The sequence below is a fragment of the Rhodococcus erythropolis NBRC 15567 genome (genome assembly GCF_001552595.1).
In the GTDB taxonomy this organism is placed as follows: domain Bacteria; phylum Actinomycetota; class Actinomycetes; order Mycobacteriales; family Mycobacteriaceae; genus Rhodococcus_F; species Rhodococcus_F erythropolis.
Genome location: NZ_BCRM01000004.1, coordinates 1 through 19,379, shown reverse-complemented (window position 1 = coordinate 19,379; position 19,379 = coordinate 1). Strand labels below are relative to the sequence as shown.

The 19,379-nt window shown below is 62.4% G+C and carries 14 protein-coding genes and 1 tRNA gene; 11 read left to right on the top strand and 4 right to left on the bottom strand.

Annotated features, from left to right (window positions below):
* From nuoL to RE4_RS09090, 11 genes are all read left to right on the top strand, one after another.
* On the top strand, positions 1-1,893 hold the full coding sequence (nuoL, locus tag RE4_RS09140) for an NADH-quinone oxidoreductase subunit L (RefSeq protein ID WP_060938472.1): 1,893 nt from the start codon (positions 1-3) through the stop codon (positions 1,891-1,893).
* On the top strand, positions 1,887-3,491 hold the full coding sequence (locus RE4_RS09135; protein ID WP_060938471.1) for an NADH-quinone oxidoreductase subunit M: 1,605 nt from the start codon (positions 1,887-1,889) through the stop codon (positions 3,489-3,491). Before nuoL ends, RE4_RS09135 begins: the two co-directional genes overlap by 7 nt.
* Complete coding sequence (nuoN, locus tag RE4_RS09130) at positions 3,488-5,083, top strand: NADH-quinone oxidoreductase subunit NuoN (protein ID WP_060938470.1); 1,596 nt, start codon at positions 3,488-3,490, stop codon at positions 5,081-5,083. Before RE4_RS09135 ends, nuoN begins: the two co-directional genes overlap by 4 nt.
* A gap of 4 nt (positions 5,084-5,087) precedes the next feature.
* Complete coding sequence (locus RE4_RS09125) at positions 5,088-5,771, top strand: lysoplasmalogenase family protein (protein ID WP_060938469.1); 684 nt, start codon at positions 5,088-5,090, stop codon at positions 5,769-5,771.
* A gap of 30 nt (positions 5,772-5,801) precedes the next feature.
* Complete coding sequence (locus RE4_RS09120; RefSeq protein ID WP_046378461.1) at positions 5,802-6,386, top strand: RNA polymerase sigma factor; 585 nt, start codon at positions 5,802-5,804, stop codon at positions 6,384-6,386.
* A complete protein-coding gene (locus tag RE4_RS09115; RefSeq protein WP_060938468.1) occupies positions 6,383-7,105 on the top strand; it encodes a hypothetical protein in 723 nt (240 codons plus the stop codon). Before RE4_RS09120 ends, RE4_RS09115 begins: the two co-directional genes overlap by 4 nt.
* 20 nt (positions 7,106-7,125) lie before the next feature.
* Complete coding sequence (locus RE4_RS09110; protein WP_019748160.1) at positions 7,126-7,752, top strand: class I SAM-dependent methyltransferase; 627 nt, start codon at positions 7,126-7,128, stop codon at positions 7,750-7,752.
* 103 nt (positions 7,753-7,855) lie between these two features.
* A tRNA-Cys gene (locus RE4_RS09105) sits at positions 7,856-7,926 on the top strand.
* 121 nt (positions 7,927-8,047) lie between these two features.
* A complete protein-coding gene (locus tag RE4_RS09100; RefSeq protein WP_019748159.1) occupies positions 8,048-8,839 on the top strand; it encodes an ABC transporter ATP-binding protein in 792 nt (263 codons plus the stop codon).
* Entirely contained in the window at positions 8,836-10,458 is a 1,623-nt protein-coding gene (locus RE4_RS09095) for a hypothetical protein (protein ID WP_060938486.1), read from the top strand. Before RE4_RS09100 ends, RE4_RS09095 begins: the two co-directional genes overlap by 4 nt.
* Before the next feature lie 1,028 nt (positions 10,459-11,486).
* Positions 11,487-12,935 carry an MFS transporter gene (locus RE4_RS09090; RefSeq protein ID WP_060938467.1) on the top strand — a complete coding sequence of 483 codons (1,449 nt, stop codon included), beginning with the start codon at positions 11,487-11,489 and terminating at the stop codon, positions 12,933-12,935.
* On the opposite strand, the gene RE4_RS09085 is transcribed toward RE4_RS09090, so the two are convergent.
* From RE4_RS09085 to RE4_RS09070, 4 genes are all read right to left on the bottom strand, one after another.
* The gene (locus RE4_RS09085; protein WP_060938466.1) at positions 12,884-13,729 is read right to left on the bottom strand and encodes a siderophore-interacting protein; all 846 of its coding nucleotides are present in this window, start codon (positions 13,727-13,729) and stop codon (positions 12,884-12,886) included. The genes RE4_RS09090 and RE4_RS09085 overlap by 52 nt on opposite strands.
* On the bottom strand, positions 13,726-15,027 hold the full coding sequence (gene entS / locus RE4_RS09080; protein WP_007735127.1) for an enterobactin transporter EntS: 1,302 nt from the start codon (positions 15,025-15,027) through the stop codon (positions 13,726-13,728). Before entS ends, RE4_RS09085 begins: the two co-directional genes overlap by 4 nt.
* On the bottom strand, positions 15,024-16,037 hold the full coding sequence (locus RE4_RS09075) for a Fe2+-enterobactin ABC transporter substrate-binding protein (protein WP_029538034.1): 1,014 nt from the start codon (positions 16,035-16,037) through the stop codon (positions 15,024-15,026). The genes entS and RE4_RS09075 overlap by 4 nt, the downstream gene beginning before the upstream one ends.
* A 40-nt stretch (positions 16,038-16,077) precedes the next feature.
* A partial coding sequence (locus tag RE4_RS09070) for a non-ribosomal peptide synthetase (RefSeq protein ID WP_155716978.1) occupies positions 16,078-19,379 on the bottom strand: 3,302 nt, incomplete at its 5' end.

The following is a 19,379-nucleotide window of genomic DNA, read 5'->3' as shown; positions in this document are numbered from 1 at the left end:
ATGTCAGGAGGAATCACGTCCGCCATCTGGTTGCTCCCCGCCCTGCCGCTGTGCGGCGCCGCTGTCCTTTTGCTGGCCGGTCGTCGCACGAACGCGTGGGGTCACCTGCTTGCCTGCGTCATGGCTATCGCGTCGTTTGTCGTCGCAGTGGTGTTTTTCATCGCCATGCTCGGCCGTGACACCGCCGACCGCACCGTCACCGAGCACCTGTTCAGTTGGGTCCCGGTCGACAGTCTTCAGGTCGAGTTCGGACTGCAACTGGACCAACTGTCGATGTGTTTCGTTCTGCTCATCACCGGTGTAGGTTCGCTGATCCACATCTACTCGGTCGGATACATGGCGCACGACCCCGAGCGTCGTAAGTTCTTCGCGTACCTCAATCTTTTCCTCGCTGCAATGCTGCTTCTGGTGCTCGCCGACAACTTCCTAGGACTCTACGTCGGCTGGGAAGGCGTCGGTTTGGCGTCATACCTGCTGATCGGCTTCTGGCAGCACAAGCCGTCGGCGGCGACTGCCGCCAAGAAGGCTTTTGTCGTCAATCGGGTGGGCGACATCGGATTGATGATCGCAATGATGTTGATGTTCAGCACATTCGGCTCGCTCTCGTTCAGCAATGTCTTCGGCGACGCGTCCGGCGCAAGCGAAGGTGTCCTGACGGCGATCGGTCTGATGCTCCTCCTCGCTGCGTGCGCGAAGTCGGCGCAAGTGCCGCTGCAGTCGTGGCTCGGCGACGCGATGGAGGGCCCCACCCCCGTTTCGGCTCTGATTCACGCGGCCACGATGGTCACCGCCGGCGTCTACTTGATCGTGCGCTCCAATCCGATCTTCGATCTCGCGCCCGACGCTCAACTCGTGGTTGTCATCGTCGGTGCCGTGACGCTCCTGTTCGGTGCGATCATCGGCTGTGCGAAGGACGACATCAAGAAAGCGCTCGCCGCATCGACCATGAGTCAGATCGGATACATGGTCCTGGCCGCGGGTCTCGGACCAGCCGGATACGCCTTCGCAATCCTTCATCTGATCACCCACGGATTCTTCAAGGCGGGCCTGTTCCTCGGCGCCGGCTCCGTGATGCACGCGATGAACGACGAAACCGACATGCGGCGCTACGGAGGACTCCGAGCGTTCATGCCACTGACTTTTGTCACGTTCGGGCTCGGATATCTTGCCATCATCGGTGTTCCGCCGTTTGCCGGGTTCTTCTCCAAGGACAAGATCATCGAGGTTGCAATCGGCGAGGGCGGCGTCAAGGGTGTTGTGCTTGGCATCGTCACGCTCTTGGGTGCGGCGCTCACTGCCTTCTACATGAGCCGCGTGATGCTGATGACCTTCTTCGGGAAGGCCCGCTGGGAGAACCAGAAACCTCACGAATCTCCGGCGGTGATGACGTCTCCGATGATCATTCTGGCGGTGGGATCCGTCGGGGCCGGCATGCTCCTGACCATCGGGTCCAGCTTGCAGAACTGGCTGGAACCGGTAGTCGGCTCCCATCACGTCGAACCGCCGATACCCGCATGGTCGATCACCGCGCTGGCTCTGCTCGCAGTCGCCGCCGGCGTCGCGATTGCGTATCGCGAGTACGCCACCCGGGAGATTCCCGTGGTGGCACCGACTCCGGTTTCACCGTTGACCGTTGCGGCTCGCCGCGATCTGTACGGTGACGCCTTCAACGAGACGGTGTTCATGAAGCCGGGACAACAACTCACCAAGTCGCTGGAAGTGGTCGACACCAAGGGAATAGGCGGCGTCGTGGGTAGCTTTGCGGTGGTCGTCACCGGGTTGTCCACGCTCACGCGGAAGCTGCAGACCGGGTTCGTTCGTTCGTACGCGCTGGTGATGTTTGTCGGAGCAACACTCGTGGTCGCGACAATGATGGCGGTGACACTGTGGTGATCGAAGCGGCGGTGAGCGACTCTGTGAACAATGCCGGCTTCCCTGCGCTGACGGCGCTCTGGCTGCTTCCGCTCATCGGAGCGGGTGTTGTCCTCGCTCTGCCTGCACGGTCGTACCAATTTGCCAAATCTCTCGCGCTGGCAGTGTCCGTGGCAGTCCTGGTGATCGCCGCCGGTCTCGGAGTTGCGTTCGACCGCGGCGGCGGGCAGTTTCAGTTCGTCGAAAGCCATAGCTGGATACCGGCTTTCGGTACCAGCTACACACTCGGACTTGACGGCATCGCACTCGTTCTGGTTCTTCTCACCGCAGTGCTGGTGCCATTACTACTGATCGCGGGCTGGAACGACGTCCCCGCGGACCCGGCATCACCCAAGCGGATGCCGCACACCTATTTCGCGCTGATCCTTGTTGTCGAGTCCATGGTGATGATTTCGTTCAGCGCCTTGGATATTCTCCTGTTCTACATTTTCTTCGAGGCAATGCTGATACCGATGTATTTCCTCATCGGCGGGTTCGGTGGAGTTGGCAGATCTCGCGCAGCCGTGAAGTTTCTGCTCTACAACCTCCTCGGCGGCCTGGTTATGCTCGCTGCGGTCATCGGCCTGTACGTGGTCACCACGCGCGACGAGAGTCCCTTCACCAGCGGCACTTTCGACTTCCGAGCGATCGCGTCCGCGGCGAGCAGCGGTGAACTCGGCGTCGGACCCGGCGTGCTCAACGCCTTGTTCCTCGGATTCATGTTCGCGTTCGCGGTCAAGGCACCGCTCTGGCCGCTGCACAGTTGGTTGCCGGACTCCGCGGTGGAATCGACTCCGTCGACAGCAGTGTTGATGATGGCGGTCGTGGACAAGGTAGGCACCTTCGCGATGATTCGCTACTGCCTGCAACTGTTCCCGGAGTCGTCGTCGACTTTTGCACCGTGGATCATCACGCTCGCCGTGATCGGAATCGTCTACGGCGCAATACTGGCGATCGCGCAGACAGACGTCATGCGACTGATCGCCTACACGTCGATTTCACACTTCGGCTTCATCATTCTCGGAATCTTCGCGATGACCAGCCAGAGCCAGGCAGGTTCCGCGCTGTACATGGTCAATCACGGAATCTCCACCGCCGCGCTGTTCTTGATTGCGGGCTTCCTGGTCTCGCAGCGAGGTACACGATCGATCGCAGCGTACGGCGGCGTCCAGAAAGTCGCACCCGTCCTGGCCGGCACATTCCTCGTTGCGGGGTTGGCAACACTGTCGCTGCCGGGTCTCGCGCCGTTCGTCAGTGAGTTCCTGGTGCTGATCGGAACGTACTCGCGCTACCACGTGGCCGCTATCGCGGCGACTGTCGCGCTTGTACTGTCCGCGATCTACATACTCTGGCTCTATCAGCGCATGATGGGCGGACCGGTGAAGGAAGGGCAGGGAACGATCCGCGACCTCGCGCGACGCGAACTCGTGGTGGTCGCCCCACTGATCGCACTCCTCCTGCTTCTCGGCATCTACCCCAAGCCTGCCTTGGACGTCATCACTCCTGCAGTGAGCCACACGGTCGTCTACGAGGCACCGACGCCGCTCGTCGCCGACCACGAAGGAGGTGCCCACAAATGAGTTCCTTCAACGACGTGACCATCCTCGGCTCGGCCGACGCGGCATCACCCACTATCGAATACAGCCTGCTCGCGCCGATGTTGATCGTGTTCGGTGTTGCGGTGGTCGGGGTACTCATCGAAGCCTTTGCACCCCGGCGTATTCGGTACCCAGTGCAACTCGTTCTCGGTGTCGGAGGTTTGGCGGCTGCGTTCGTGGCAGTGCTTCTGCTCGCCGGCACGCGGTCGACGGCGATGATGGGTTCTGTTGCGGTCGACGGACCGACGCTGTTCTTGCAGGCCACGATCCTTCTTGTGTCGATCCCCGCGGTACTGCTGATTGCCGAGCGAGGCTCGGGCAACACCGCCCAAGTGATTGCGCAACATGACGCGCTCGGCAGTTTCACCCCTCAAGCGTCGAGCGTCCCGGGAAGTGTTGCGGAGCAAGAAGCAGTGAAGGTCGGTATCGCCCAGACCGAAGTCTTTCCGCTCACGCTCTTTGCGGTCGGCGGTATGTTGTTGTTTCCGGCTTCGAACGATCTACTGACGATGTTCGTTGCGCTCGAAGTGTTCTCACTGCCTCTGTATCTCCTGTGCGGTCTGGCACGTAGACGTCGCCTGCTCTCCCAGGAAGCTGCGCTCAAGTACTTTCTGCTCGGGGCATTTTCGTCGGCGTTCTTCGTTTTCGGAATTGCGTTGCTGTACGGCTATGCCGGGACGGTCACGCTCTCCGGTATCGCCGACGCAGCACGCATCGGGTCGGGCACCGACGCCTTCCTCTGGCTCGGAACGGCCCTGGTGGCAGTGGGGTTGCTGTTCAAAGTCGGTGCAGTGCCGTTTCATTCGTGGATTCCCGACGTCTATCAAGGGGCGCCGACGCCGATCACCAGTTTCATGGCGACTGCGACCAAGATTGCCGCGTTCGGCGCCATCCTTCGCGTCTTCTACGTGGCCCTGCCCAATGAATACGTGAACTGGCGCCCGCTGATGTGGGCGGTCGCGATTCTCACGATGGTTGTCGGATCGATCGTTGCAGTGACGCAGACCGATATGAAGCGAATGCTGGCCTATTCGGCTATCGCGCACACCGGATTCATTCTGACCGCCGTGGTGGCGGACTCGGATGCCGGCCTCGCCTCGGCGATGTTCTATCTTCTGGCTTACGGATTCAGCACCGTGGGTGCGTTCGCCGTCGTCAGTGTGGTCCGGGACGCTGACGGTGAGGTCGCTGCGCTGTCGCGCTGGGCCGGATTGGGCAGACGCTCACCATTGGTCGGCGTTGTGTTTGCACTGTTCCTGTTGGCTTTCGCCGGGATTCCGTTGACCAGTGGGTTCATCGGAAAGTTCGCGGTGTTCAGCGCGGCCGCCGAGGGTGGGGCCGCGCCTCTCGTGATCGTCGGCGTCCTGTGCAGCGCGATCGCCGCCTACTTCTACGTGCGAGTGATCGTGTTGATGTTCTTCACCGAATCGGCGGAAGACGCACCGACCGTCGTGGTGCCGAGTGCACTGACCAGCAGTGTGATCGGCCTCGGCGCCGGTGTAACGCTCATCCTCGGCATACTCCCCCAGCCGGCGCTCGATCTCGCCGAGCGTGCAGCGGACTTCGTGCACTGAGCCGATGCGTGAATCTGTTCGCGACGCCGGACTGCCGAGTACCTTCCGGTCGCCATGGTTTGTCGGGTTTTCCGCGGTGGCGATTCTTCATCTGATCCTGAATGCCGCTGATGCTGTGCCCTGGGACGGGATCACCAAGGTCATGCTCGCGCCGATTCTGGCTGCCTGGGTTGTCGACCAAGGCGGACCGAGGATTGTTGCTGCTGCGCTGATTGCCTGCGCTTTCGGAGACCTGTTCCTGATCTGGGACTCCACGTTTGTCATCGGGATGGCCGCCTTCGCGATCGGTCACGTCTGTTTCATCCGATTCTTTCTCTCGCACGGCGCTCTTCGGGAGATACGAAGGCGGCCATGGTTTTTGTGCGCGTACGCCGTTGCCGGAATTGCCCTTGTGTCGTACGCCTGGACCGGTCTCGAACCGGCACTTCGGATTGCCGTCCCTGTGTACGCCGCAATCCTGGTGGGAACCGCGTCCACCGCACTGGCCTACAACACGATCACCGGTATCGGCGGCGCACTGTTCCTCACCTCTGACGCCCTGATCCTGCTCGGTCAGGCGAACAAGTGGCAGCCTGCCGCTGCCGGCATCTGGATCATGACGCTGTACATCCTTGCGTTGTTGCTCCTGACCGTCGGAATCCTCGGCCGGAGTAACACGGCATTCCGTCCATTGGCGCCCACGCTGTAAGGATCAGCAACCAGCCGGACATCTCTTCTTATGACGCCGAAATCCGAGGACGGGCCACCACCGAGCGACGAAGAGCGTTTCACCGTCCTGTGGGACGCCTACGCCGGTCGGGTGTTCGCCTATACCTGCCGCCACGTTGATCATCACAGCGCACAGGAAGTTGTCTCCGAGACGTTCCTCGTTGCCTGGCGACGCTTGGACGAAGTGCCCGAACAGGCACTTCCATGGCTGTTGGTGGTGGCTCGAAACACCGTGAACAACAACCGTCGGAGCGTTCGGCGCCATGATGCGTTGACCGAGAAGATGCGACGCATCGAACAGATTGCGGCATCGACGCCGGGCGCCGACGTCACTGTCACCGACCGCACAGAACTGCTCGAAGCACTGACAACACTCACCGTCACCGAGCGTGAAGCCCTACTCCTGACTGCCTGGGACGGATTGACCGCCACCGAAGCAGCGCGGGTCGCCGGATGTTCGGTTCCAGCCATGCATGTTCGACTCTTTCGCGCTCGGCGTCGATTGAGCACCGGGTTGGCTTCAGAACCTGACACCGCGATCCCGATGAACACCGCCCGACCTTGCGCTGCCGCCGAACACGGGAGTACTCCATGAGCAAAGATCTGCTGACCACCCTCGAGAAGCTGCGGCCGACCGATTCTCTTTCCGCCGAGCTCTGGCCCGAGAACGTCCAGGTTGCCACTCGCATCCGAATCATCGCTGACGAAAACAACATTGGAACACCCAGAGTTCCACGCCGCCGAGTAGGCGCCGTAGCTCTCGTCGCGATGCTCTGTGCAGCGGGAATGGTGGGCTGCGCCGCTGCCACGGCGATGATGCCAAAACCGTTTACGGATATGTACTCGGGTTGGCAGACCATGCCGGGAACCAACGGCGGAATAGATCCGTCCACCGCCGAGCGGGTCGGGTCCGTCCCCGGACCTGACGGAACCGTGTTCAGCGTCTTCGTTGCCCACGGCGCTGATGGCTGGAGGTGCGTCGCCCCGGTTTTCGAGACGTCATCCGAGACCGACAAGGTTGGTCCGTCGAAATTCATCAACCTCGGACACGGCTGCAGATCGAACGATGACTTGTACGGCGCAGATTCATTCGGAGGCGGAGCCGGGATCATGGTTGCTGGTCCGCACGAGGCGACCTACGACGCAGGGGCAGGAGGCGCCGTTCGGGCCGAACTGCACACCGCAGACGGCCAAATCTATCCAACAGTTCTTGCCGAAGACCGCTTCTACGGATGGATTCCCCTCTCGCTCATCTCCCCTCGTCCAACCCTCGTCGGATATGCCGCAGACGGGACGGTCGTCGGCACCCGGTGAGCTGTCGGTACCCTCGAAAGATGACTGCACAGGCCCCGAACGAGCGCATCCCCAGCCAGTGGGAAGAGATCACTGCAGCCGACTCGACGCATTCCACACGATATGTCGAGCGTTTCCGTTCCATGAGAGCGGACGGCAAGGACATTGTCGGGGAGGCACGTTTGATCGACGCGATGCTCGGACGCGGTGGCCGGGTTCTCGATGCAGGGTGCGGGCCGGGCCGACTCGGCGGTTATCTGCACGACGTCGGGCATGTGGTTGTCGGAGTCGACGTTGACCCGGTTCTCATCGCTGCCGCGGAGGAGGACCACCCCGGCCCTACGTGGCTTGTCGGCGATCTCTCCGAGCTCGATCTACCGGCCCGCGGTGTCGAGGCGAATTTCGACGTCATCGTGTCGGCAGGCAACGTGATGGCGTTTCTCGCTCCGTCAACCAGGCAAGCAGTATTGTCAGGATTTGCTCGTCATCTCGCTCCGAGCGGCCGAGTGGTCATCGGATTCGGTGCCGGCCGCGGCTACGAGTTCCCCGAGTTTCTCGCCGACGCGGCCGCGAGTGGCCTCGAGGCTGATCTGCTGCTGTCCACGTGGGACCTGCGCCCGTTCAAGGACAATTCCGAATTCCTGGTCGCGGTGTTCTCCCGCGCCTAGCCCGCCAGTTCACCGCCTTCCCTACAATCCGTCACATAGCGATCAATTCACCCTGATCACAATCCTGGCGACTGTTGTTCACTACGAACATAATTGGATCAATGCGGGTGTGGCCGAGCGGCAAGGCAGCGGTCTGCAAAACCGTCCACGCAGGTTCGACTCCTGCCATCCGCTCAGCTTGCGAACCAGCGACTCATGCCGCGACCAACCACCTACCGATGACATTCGGTGCACGCAGCCTGCATCGCTCCGCTCTGTCTCCGCGCACAGGGCTCCGGACAGTTACCCTCGATCGATGCACCCTCTCCCCGAGACAGGCCAGTTGCCTCCCGGACCGATGGCCTTACAGGTGGAACACCTCTGCATGGCGTTCGGCGCGAAAGTTGCTGTGAACGACCTTTCCCTCGCGGTGCCCTCAGGTTCGTTGTTCGGCCTGGTGGGCCCTAACGGTGCGGGAAAAACGACCACACTGTCGATGGCTGTCGGATTGCTTCGCCCGCACTACGGTCGCAGCCTGGTGTACGGCTACGACGTGTGGAACGACCCTGTCGCAGCGAAGAGTCTGCTCGGCGTTCTACCCGACGGTCTGGCGCTACCCGCCCAGTTCACCGGCCATGAACTACTCACCTATTTCGGACGCCTGCGCGGCATGCCAGAGGACGTCATCGCGTCACGACGCGACGAACTGTTGGCCGCGCTCGATCTCGCCGATGCAGGTGGAACGGTCATCGCCGATTATTCAGCGGGCATGACGAAGAAAATCGGGTTGGCCTCGGCCTTGTTGCACGGCCCTCGCTTACTGGTACTGGATGAGCCGTTCGAAGCTGTCGACCCCATTTCTTCGGCCGGAATTCGGAGCATTCTGCTCTCGTTCGTCCACTCAGGTGGCTCGGTCATTCTTTCCAGTCACGTGATGGCCCTTGTCGAACAACTGTGTACTCACATCGGAGTCATCGCAGACGGTCGCGTCGTGGCTTCAGGAACGGTCGACGAGGTGCGCGCAGGGAACACACTCGACGAGGCATTCGTTCGCCTTGTCGGCAGCCGCAGTCCCAATCCCGACGGACTGTCATGGATGCGCGCATGAGCATTACGAGCTTGCCGACGACGCGCAGCGCCCCAACCTCACTGTGGCGCACTGTTCTCCGCATGCGCGTGACCCTCTACAAACGTCAATTCACCGGCGGCAGAGCCGTCATCAAAGTCGTGGCAGCACTCTTCGGCGTTCTGGGGGCAGCTCTGCTGTGCCTGCAAGCCTCGGGGACGAGCGCGAGCTCTTCCGAACTCGTCAGCGGCACAACCAGTCTCGCACTGTCGGCTATCGGCGTGATGTGGATCTTGATGCCGATCATGTCTGGTCTGTCAGATGACAATCTTCACCCCAGACATTTCCAACTACTCCCCCTGGAACCCGTCCGACTCGCCAGAGCACTGTTCTCGACGTCGCTGGTCGGTATGACCGTCCCGATCACCGCGTTGGCTGCCGCAGCGATACCGATCTATGCAGCAACCCACCATGCTGCCGCGTTGCCTCTGGCGATCGTTGCGTGGCCCACAACGGTCCTGCTGATGGTCGGCACCTCACGGGTCGCGATGCTGGCGATGTCGCAGCTCCTGCGGAGTCGTCGCAGCCGCGAACTGGGACTGTTGGCATTCGGCACGTTCTTCGGCGGGCTGTATCTGCTGCAATTTCCGCTGCAGAGTCGCCTCGGCACGGTCGTGGACGGCGACGTCACGTGGCCGCTCACGGTCGCGCATTCGATCCCGTTCGCGTGGGGAATCACCAGTGTCGACGCAGCAGCAGGAGGCGCCTGGCTCCTCGCCGCCGGAGCAGTCCTCGCCCTGGTGCTGGTCGATCTCGCACTGCTGTGGTCATGGCAACGCCTGGTCGTTCGCTACTTCAACGGGAAGGTCGCAGAATCAGCGGGCGCCACTTCCGTGCAATTGAAGAACCAGGGCCGCGACATTCGAACCGGTTGGCGCGCATCCCGACTGGGCACCGTCATCTCTCGCGAGCTTTCGCTCTGGCACGGCGACATGCGCCGACGAACACAACTGCTCTCCGTTGCCATCATGACCTTGGTCTCCGGCTTCGGACCGCTGATCTCGTCATCGATCCCCTTCTCCGCCGCATGGGGTGCCTGGTTCCTGATCTACCTGGCAATGGCAGCCGGATCGAATCTGTACGGATTCGACGGCGCATCGATCTGGCATCTGGTGATGATCCCCGAAGCCGCTGCCGCTGACGTCCGGGGCCGACAAATCGCGTGGGCAATCGTGATGACACCCTTCGTGGTCGTCGCAACAGCTGCTGCACGGATCTTCGGGGACCTCGGGACCGACCGACTGGCCGTGCCGATCGCCGTCGGCATTTCGATGATGGGAGTCGGTGCAGGATTGGTAGTGGCGATATCCGCCAAAGCGCCCTACCCGGTTCCGGAGATGAAGAAGACGTTCTCCTTGAACACCCGCGGGTCCTTCAACGGCTCGTCCTTCGGACTGATCATCCTCGCCATCGTCATCTTCGCCGCGACAACGGCGCCCGGCGTTCTACTCGGGGCGCTGCTACCGAACCCGGTGAACTATTTCGCCATCCCTGTCGCTGTTGCGATTGGTGCACTTGGTGCTTGGATCGGGGGCCGCGTCGCGATCACCCGTATGCAACGCGAGCCGGATCGGATTCTGTTCGCGGTTACCACCACATGATCGTTGCCCAGATAGTCCGAGAATTTCTGGGCGTCAGCGCAGTAGCCGCAGCTTGCACCAAAAAACTCAGTCTGGGCAATCGGATTATCAGGGAGCCAGGTAGCCAGGTAGCCAGCCTCAACGGGTTCGGTCCTCGTATATCGCCGCCGGGCTTTCGTGACATAGCTTCCGCTCGAGCCGAACCATTGCCCTGGAAACATCGCACCACCAAGATGTTTGGCATGCCCCCGGAGCACCACGGTTCCGTACGTGTCGCCGAACGTCCCGGCCGATGCGGGAACTGCGCGCACCCGGCCCCTTCGCTCGAGCGCGGCTGGATCGAGCGCTGCCTCAGGTTCGCGCCCCAACCCGCTCGGTGCGCAGAAATCCTGGTGATGGACCACTACACCGGAGCGATGGAATTCTGCCGGTGCCGACATCCGTTCCACGGGTCCTGATCGCGCCAGATCCTCGAGATCCGCTGCCGAGCCGAGTCCCTCGGCGCCCCGGCTCGACAGCGAAATCACACCTGAATCAGCTCAGCGAACTCAGGAGCGGCTCGAGCAGCTTGTAGAGCTCGAAGATGCCGATGATCGTTGAAATAGAACCCATGATGATCCTCCGTGATTCGTGAACTTTCCGTGACGTCGCGTCACAGGCAGAAAGCTAGCAAACCCGGCATTCAAACGGGGACCTTGGATGTGTCCGGCAGATGAACTCCCTGCTGGCAGAGCCCTTTTGGTGACCAGCGTCATGTTGGACGAGAAAAAAGCCCTATCGTCACATCACCTGACCCTGACCGACGGCAACAGCGAAAGTCTGCCGGTTGCGGTCTCGCGATACTTCGCGTCAATTCCGCCCCATCCGACTCTTGCTTTGTGCGCTGAATCCGATTACATTTCTCCACAATAACGGTACGCGTAACGAAATAACAAGACGCTCTACTGCACTGACCTATATACCCAGTGCCACAACCCTTCCGGACTCTTCCTGGGGCGGCGCTTCGTCGTGTCCAGAAGCTCCTCACTCCCCGATCGAAAGAGAGCACGATGACCACAGAGAGCATCTCCGGAAATCAGCCGCGACCGGTAGCAACTATCGCAAGCCTGACCGTGCTGATCGCTGCCGTCGCCGCGCTCGAAAGCATCATCGTCCCCGCACTCCCCCTGATACAGAGAGACTTCGGAGTGACGGCCGACGTCGGAGCGCTCGCATCCGTCGCTCTGACGTTGAGCACTGTTCTCGTCACACCGATGGCCGGGCGAATAGCCGACGTGTACGGCGCCCGCCCCACCTTGCTCGCGATCACGACAATCGTCGTCCTGGGCGGCAGCGTGTCCGCTCTTGCAACGATCTTCCCGCTGTTCGTCCTCGGCCAGTTTCTCCAGGGATTCGGGCTCGGGTTGCTTCCCGTGAGCTTCGTGGTCCTACGACGCACTTTGTCCTCGGACCGACTCAAGACGGCCACGGGTTTGCTCGGGGCTGTCGTCGTGGCCGGCGGCGCTCTGGGAGTCGTATTGGCCGGGCCCGTCGCGGAAAACGTCTCACGCAGCGCGATGTATGCAGTTCCGACCGCGTTCGTTTTGCTCGGGGCAATTGCTTTTGCCGTGAGCGCACCACGAGATCACATGTCGAACGTCGGCGGCCGCCTCGATTGGCCGGGAGCGGGCGGATTGGCGCTGGGGTTGTTGACGCTGACGGCGTGGCTGGCGAGCGCATCGAGCAACGGGTGGGGCGCACCGACGTCGATGCTGCTACTTCTCGCTTCCGCTGCCGTGTTCACGATCTGGGCCAGGTATCAGAGCCGGACAACCGAGCCGATGGTCGACCTGACGATGATGCGGCATCGTTCGATGTGGAGCGCCGTGGTCGTCGGCGTGGTTTTCGGGTTCACCTACGGCGCTGTTGTCTATCTACTTCCGCAGCAACTCGCCGTGCCGGCAGAGAGCGGATTCGGCCGCGGTGCGTCGACCAGCGCCATCGGCTTCCTGCTGTGCGTCGGCTACGGCGCAGCGGTGATCGCGTCGGTGATCTCCGGAAAGCTCGCACAACGGGTCGGCACGAAAGCCATTGCGGTAGCGGGAGTTGCCTTTCTCGGCCTCAGCGGCGCCGTCGGGGTCTTTGCAACCACGATGTGGCAGATCGTTGTGGTGCTGATCCTTGCGGGTACCGGCGTTGCCGCCGCGTCGACGGCAGTGTTCGTCATCTCCGCCGACAGCGCACCGGCAGACCGCGTAGGTGTCACGACGGCAATAGTCACGATCGCCAGATCGCTGGGTTCTGCTGTGGGAACCCAAATTGCCGCCGGGATCATCGCGAGCGCGACTTCATCCGGCGGCCTTCCCCAGCACTCGGCATTCGCCACGGCTTTCGGAGTAGCGGCAATCGTTGCGATTGTCGGACTCGTTGTCGCGGTGACGATGCCGAAACCGGCGTCAACCGATGTTCAGTGGTCGTCGTCGTCCTCGTCGAAGTCTGCGACTCCGCGCTTCCAGTAGCCCGTGATCAGGTGGTCGCCCGAACTCAGGCCGAGTTCGTCGCGTACGAATCTGCGAATCGGCTTGAGACTGGTGGCCTCACCGGAGATCCAGGCGTAGAGGCGCTCACCTTCGGGCACGGTGACCGTCCGGACTGCCTGCTCGAGCAGATCCGAGTGACCGGCTGGGACGTCACCACGGTGCAACCATCGCACCTCGACTCCTTCCGGAACAGTGAGTTCGATTTCCTGTGAAGGGTCGGTGATCTCGACGAACACCCACCCGGCGGCAGCAGCGGGCATCATCTCGAGCCAACGAGCAATGGCAGGAAGGGCGGTGATGTCACCGGCCAGCAGATAGCGATCGTACGTCCATGGAACTACGACGCCGCCGGGCGGACCTGCCACGTGCACCCGAGTGCCGACGGTGGCCGCCTGAGCCCAATCAGAGGCGTACCCACCTTCGTGGAGCGCGAAGTCGAGGTCCAGCTCCCCCGCCTCGGCGTCGTATCGACGGACGGTGTACTCACGCGAGATCGGCAATGGACGAGGCCACTTCAGGCTGAATCCGTCGCGTTCGGGTAGACGCAAAGTTCCGTCTGCATCCGGGTACACCAGGCGGACATGCTCGTCGGGAGCGTGCGATTCGAAGCCCGCCAACTCCGGTCCACCCAAGGTCAGACGCAACAGTCCGGTCCCGACCATTTCGCTGCGAACAACTTCGAGTTCGCGAATGCCGATGGGGTACGGCACTTTTGCGCCGGTGGTTCCCGCCAGAACTTCGGCGATGGTCGCGAGGTGGTCTCCTCGGTTCATGAACTACCTTCCTTTTCCGGCGGAGCATTCCCCACCGGCACAGTGTTTTCGGAGAGATCGACTTCGTTGATCTCCGAAGTTACCCGGCGCACCGAACCCAATGCTGCCAGGAGCACCAGGCCCAGTGTCACACCGGCGAGCCCCAAGACCAGTAGCGCGGCGCCAGGCTCGAGCCACTGCCCGAGGAACCCGGCTGCCATCGAACCGATCGCCGTACCCGTGACGGCTTGCACCATCCACAGACTGGACACGCGTCCGCGCAATTCGTCCGGCGTGTTCTGTTGAAGGACTGCAAATCTCAGAATGTCGTTGAGTGCGCGGCCGAGGCCGAATCCGGCCAGGCCCAGGAACGCGACAATCGCTGCTCCCGACGCACCCAGTACCACCAGGCCGAGAGGCATCAGCGCAACAGAGATCAACATCGCGGCGCCGTTGCGGTGGACTCGTCCCGTCCACCCGCTGGTGAGGGAACCGACCACAGCGCCGACAGCGGGGGCGCCGTAGAGCAGACCGAGCATGGTGGGTCCGCCGCCGAGAACCTGGTCGACGAAGGCAGGCAGCAACACCATCGGCCCGCTGACGAACATGACCAACAGTCCGCTGATCAGGATGCCGCGAATGACTGTGTGCGTGCCGGCGAATTTCACGCCGGTCACAAGCGCGCGCATCGGGCTTTCGTGATTCGTGCCCGGTGCAGGGGAAGGGCCGATGGCTTGGAACAACGTGACAGTTGCTGCGGTGGCCACCGCAGCAACAAAGTATGTCGCGGGGATGCCGCCGGAGGCGATGATCACGCCGGCGATTGCCGGCGAGATCATCGTCCCGATGTCGGTGGTCAGCGCTACCAAAGCGCCGGCCGCAGCCATCTTGTTGCGCGGCAACAACGTCGGCATCAAAGCCATCAAGGCCGAGCTGCTGACACCGCCGGCCAAGCCGTCGACAGCTGCCGCGACGTAGATGACCCACATCGACGGGTGTGGCAAGAGCGCATTGCACCCGAGAATGACAAAGCCGAGACCCGCAGCACTGCGGGCCAACTGGATGGTGCGTCGCCGGTCGTAACGATCAGCGAGCACACCGCCGAACAGGCTGCCGAAGAACATGGCGATGGCCATCGCCGTGGACACTCCGGCAACCTGCAAGGTCGACCCGGTGAGCTGGTACGTCTGCGCGGGAACGGCTACGACAAGCAGTCCGATCCCGAGCAGCGAGATCAATCGCGCGGAAAACGCGTACCTGAATGGACGGCTGGTCCGCAACGGTGAAACATCGATCACCAGCCCACCGAATCGAGTCATGCGAAGGTCTGGCCGATCAGGTCGAGCGTAGCCATTGCGCCGTCGTAGTCAGGACGGTAGCTGGTGGCGGGGAGCTCGAACGTCGTGCCTGCCTTGAAGGACGGCAGCTGCGAGTAGAGCGGATCGGTGGCAAGTTCGGCCATCGGGCGACCGGACACCGGAATCACAAAGGCGACAGGAGCATCGGCGACCTGCGAGAGCAGTTCCGGGCTGACCTCGAACGAGTCACCCGAGCCGAAGAGCTGCGGGTTGCCGGCCTTGGCCATGACGTCGTCGGCCTTGAAACCGAGCTCGGCGAGCATTGCGGGGAGCGCTGCCGTCGGCGGCACGAGGTACGGCTTGTTGTTGGCGAGCGAGAGAATGTAGACGACGTTGCCCTCGGGAACCTTGATCTTGCCCTTGACCTCTTTGACCTTGTCGTCGTACGCGCTGATCAGTGCCGGAACCTTGTCCGAACGACCTGCGGCATCGGCGACGATCTCGAGCTGCTTGTCCCAGTTGGCAACCGTCTTGGGGACCAACACGGTGGGTGCGATAGCAGTCAGCTGGTCGTAGAGTTCCTCGGCCTGAACCGAGGTGATGCCCTGTCCACCGCCGATGATCAGGTCGGGTTCAGCCGCCGCGACGGCTTCGATGTTGAGCTGCTCGCCGGCCGGCAATTCCTTGGTGCCCTGCGCCTTTGCGGCATCCGACCATGCCGGCGGGAATCCACCGTCGAGGTTCGTGACACCGAGGACGCGGGTATCGGTGGCAACCACCGGTGCGTCCAGGGCGTACAGGTATCCGGCGAGACCGCCACTCAGAACCACGATGCGCTCCGCCGACGCGGGCACGGTGACCGAGCCCTTTTCGGTTTCGATCACGCGCGTCGTGGGCTCTGCAGCCTTGGTCGGTTCGTCGTTCGAATCGCTACTGCAACCGATCATCGCCACCAGTGCGACGATCAGCAACCCTGCGATGGCGACGAATCGTCGCCAACTCCGTATCGCGAGGGGCGGTGTGGACTTCATCATTGAGCTCCCATTGTGTTTCAACTGTGTGGTTTTCAAACTATGTGGCCGTGCGTTTCGACAAGTGGCTGTCGAGCAGCGGGGCAATGGCCGCCCACCCGGCTGGGGTCACCAATCCGGCGTGGTCGTACGGCAGATGGTGTACTGCCATGTCCCGGTCCCCGCGGACTCTGCGCCAGCGATCGGCCAGCAGCTGTCCGGACGCCTCGGCGTCGGCGGTGATCAGAGTAACCGGTCCGTCGTAGGTTGTGTCAGTCGAGCGGGCGACGAGCAAACGAGTGGCATCAAAACCCGCCCGAACAGCCTCGACCAGTCCCGGTGCCTGAGTGAGGATCTCGGGTGGCAGGGCCGCGGCCAGATCTCGGTCGTCGGAATCGTCGCGACCGCGATCGTCACGATCTCCCAGTGGATGAGTATCGATCAGACCGGCGAACTCCACCCTCTCGCCGGTATCGACCAGCTGAGCCGCCATCGCGGCAACGACGTTGCCACCGAACGAGTAGCCGAGCAGGTGGTACGGCCCACTCGGCTGAACGTCCCGAATCGACTCGACGTACATCGCTGCCAGTTGGTCCACGTTCGTCGGTTCGAGTGGCTCACCGGCAACTGTGGGAAGTTGCAGGCCGAACAGTGGACGGTCAGCCTCGAGGACACCGATCAAAGGTGCAAAGGGCCAAGCGAATCCACCGGCCGGATGCACGCAGAACAGTGGTTCTTCGCTGCCTTCGGCTCGGAGTGTCAGAAGGCGATCGCGACTTAAATCGATTTCGGACGCCGACTCGCCAAGGTGTGCTGCAAGTTCTGCAACTGTCGGACGGGCCATCAGCGTTCCCACACCGACGCTCACCGACAGGTCATGCTCCATCTCCCCCACCAGTCGCATGGCTCGAAGCGAGTCGCCGCCGAGATCGAAGAAACTCTCTTCGGGATCGACTGCCTCGACGCCGAGTACCCGCGCAAAGACCTGGCACAGTTGCCTTTCCATCTCGGTTCGCGGTGCTCGGGCCGCTGCTCGGGCGGGGGGTGCCGGCAACGCACCGCGGTCCAGTTTTCCGTTGGGCGTCAGCGGAATCGAATCCACGACGACGATGTCCGACGGAACCAGGTGTGCCGGTACGCGTTCCCGCAACGCAGCTCGCAGATCGGTTGAATCAGCGCCAGGTTCTTCGATGACGTACCCGACCAGTCGCGGCGGCGCACCGCCTTCGCTACGGACTGACGCTGCCGCTCTCAACACTCCCGGCAACGACGCCAGCGCGGATTCCACTTCACCCAATTCGATCCGAATGCCTCGGATCTTGACCTGATGGTCTGCGCGACCCAGATATTCGAGTTCGCCGTCGCGGCGACGCAGAACGACGTCACCCGTGCGGTACATGCGGTGACCGACCGAGTAGGGATCCGCGACGAATACGGAAGATGTCAGCGCGGTCCGGTGAAGGTAACCCATCGTCGTTCCGTCACCGGACATGTACAGCTCGCCCGCCGCTCCGATCGGAACCTCCCGCAGCCCCGAATCGAGTACCCGCGCGGACGCGTTCAGAATCGGACGACCCAAGCACGGTGTCTCGCTCCCCTGAACCGGGGATCCCATCGCGTTGATCGTGAACTCCGTCGGCCCGTAAAGGTCGTACCCGTCGACACCGTCCTGATCGCGCAATCGCGACCACAGTTCGGCAGGTACAGCTTCTCCTCCGAGCATCACCAACACAGGCGTCCGCTCCCCGTCGAGGAGACCGGCGGCCATCAGTTCCCGTGCATACGAGGGGGTTACATTCACGACGTCGATACCGACTTCGCGGTAATGCTTCACCAGAGACGCGGGGTCCAGTCGCGCCTGCTCGTCGATCACGTGAACTTCATGCCCCGCGAGCAACCAGAACAGTTCCTCCCACGACATGTCGAACGAGAACGAGACTGTGTGCGCGATGCGCAAACGTCGGCCACCCACACTGTTTTCGGTCGGAGTGAAGATCTCGGCCTTGTGATTGTGATACATCGTCGTCAACCCGCGGTGACCCACCACGACGCCCTTGGGTTTTCCGGTACTGCCCGAGGTGTAGATGACGTAGGCAGGCTGGTCCGGTGAGGTCGGCCCGCACACCGCGGCCTCGTCGACTACAGGTGCCGGGGACTGCCCGTCGAGTACCCCGGTTACGTCCGGGTCGTCGAGGACCAGACATACCTGTCCGTCCGGAACAACAAGGTCACGCGTCTGAGTCGTGGTGATCACCAGCGCCGCATCGCTGTCGAGGATCAGTTCGCGCAGGCGTGCCGGCGGGTGAGCCAGATCCAAGGGAAGGTATGCCGCTCCGGTTCTCATGACCGCGAAGATCGCTACGACGTGATCGGCGGTACGCGGAAGTGCGAGCGCCACAACACGGGTCGATCCCGCGCCTGGCACCGACTGCCCCAGCGCCGACGCGAGTATCCGTGCCAGCCTGTCCACTCGAGTGTTCATCTCGGATGCGCTCAGTGTGACGTCTCCGAAGACCAGCGCCGTCTCGTCCGGAGTTGCCGCTGCCCTTTCGCGGAGCAAGGCGTCCACGCTACCGCCGGCCTGGTCCGGCCGCGGCATCACAATGTGCTCCGAAGCGAATTCCGCGGGGGTGTGCGAAAGCGGAACCGCCGTGTCCGCCACCGTGGCGGTATCGGAATTCGCCATCACTTCGAGGATCGTGATGGTGCGTGAAAGAACGTCCCTTGCCGCGTCGTGGGGAATCAGGTCGGGACGATTTTCGAGAGTGAGCGCCATCGGCGCATCCCCGACACCCGGATCCACGTCGAGCGTGAGCGCATAGTGGGTGCCGTCCACTGCGTCGAACCCGACGATTCCACTGCGCCCGAACGTGTCTCGACGTGCCTGTTCGTCACGAGGCGTGTTGCGGAAGACGTAGAGCGTGTCGAACAGTGTTGCGAACCCAGCGCTTCGCTGCACGTCGCCGAGCCCGAGATGATGATGCCCCAGCAGCGAACCCTGTTCACGGAACAGGCGTCCGAGCAACGCCGAGATCTCCTCGCCTGGCCGGACCCGGACACGCACGGGAATGGTGTTGAGCGCCAAGCCCACCATGCGGTCGGCGCCCTCGACCTCGGGTGAACGTCCCGAAACCGTCGATCCGAAGACCACGTCGTCACGCCCCGTCACGGCGCGCAATGCCAGGCCCCACGCCGCAGAGACGACGGTGGACAGCGTCACTCCGCTACGTCTGGCCAGCTCGCGAACGTGCTCGGTGATGCTCTGTTCGAGCTGAACCCGGGTGAACACCGGCAACGGAGCGCGTCCGCCTGATCCCGTACCACCCACGAGTGTGGGTTGCTCGAGATCCGCGAGGTAGTCCT

Excerpts from the sequence above, each read along its gene's own strand:
- RE4_RS09120 (WP_046378461.1), top strand. The coding sequence starts at position 5,802 with ATGACGCCGAAATCCGAGGACGGGCCACCACCGAGCGACGAAGAGCGT.
- RE4_RS09085 (WP_060938466.1), bottom strand. The coding sequence starts at position 13,729 with ATGAACCGAGGAGACCACCTCGCGACCATCGCCGAAGTTCTGGCGGGA.
- entS (WP_007735127.1), bottom strand. The coding sequence starts at position 15,027 with ATGACTCGATTCGGTGGGCTGGTGATCGATGTTTCACCGTTGCGGACC.
- RE4_RS09125 (WP_060938469.1), top strand. The coding sequence starts at position 5,088 with ATGCGTGAATCTGTTCGCGACGCCGGACTGCCGAGTACCTTCCGGTCG.
- nuoN (WP_060938470.1), top strand. The coding sequence starts at position 3,488 with ATGAGTTCCTTCAACGACGTGACCATCCTCGGCTCGGCCGACGCGGCA.
- RE4_RS09110 (WP_019748160.1), top strand. The coding sequence starts at position 7,126 with ATGACTGCACAGGCCCCGAACGAGCGCATCCCCAGCCAGTGGGAAGAG.
- nuoL (WP_060938472.1), top strand. The coding sequence starts at position 1 with ATGTCAGGAGGAATCACGTCCGCCATCTGGTTGCTCCCCGCCCTGCCG.
- RE4_RS09075 (WP_029538034.1), bottom strand. The coding sequence starts at position 16,037 with ATGAAGTCCACACCGCCCCTCGCGATACGGAGTTGGCGACGATTCGTC.
- RE4_RS09115 (WP_060938468.1), top strand. The coding sequence starts at position 6,383 with ATGAGCAAAGATCTGCTGACCACCCTCGAGAAGCTGCGGCCGACCGAT.
- RE4_RS09100 (WP_019748159.1), top strand. The coding sequence starts at position 8,048 with ATGCACCCTCTCCCCGAGACAGGCCAGTTGCCTCCCGGACCGATGGCC.
- RE4_RS09095 (WP_060938486.1), top strand. The coding sequence starts at position 8,836 with ATGAGCATTACGAGCTTGCCGACGACGCGCAGCGCCCCAACCTCACTG.
- RE4_RS09090 (WP_060938467.1), top strand. The coding sequence starts at position 11,487 with ATGACCACAGAGAGCATCTCCGGAAATCAGCCGCGACCGGTAGCAACT.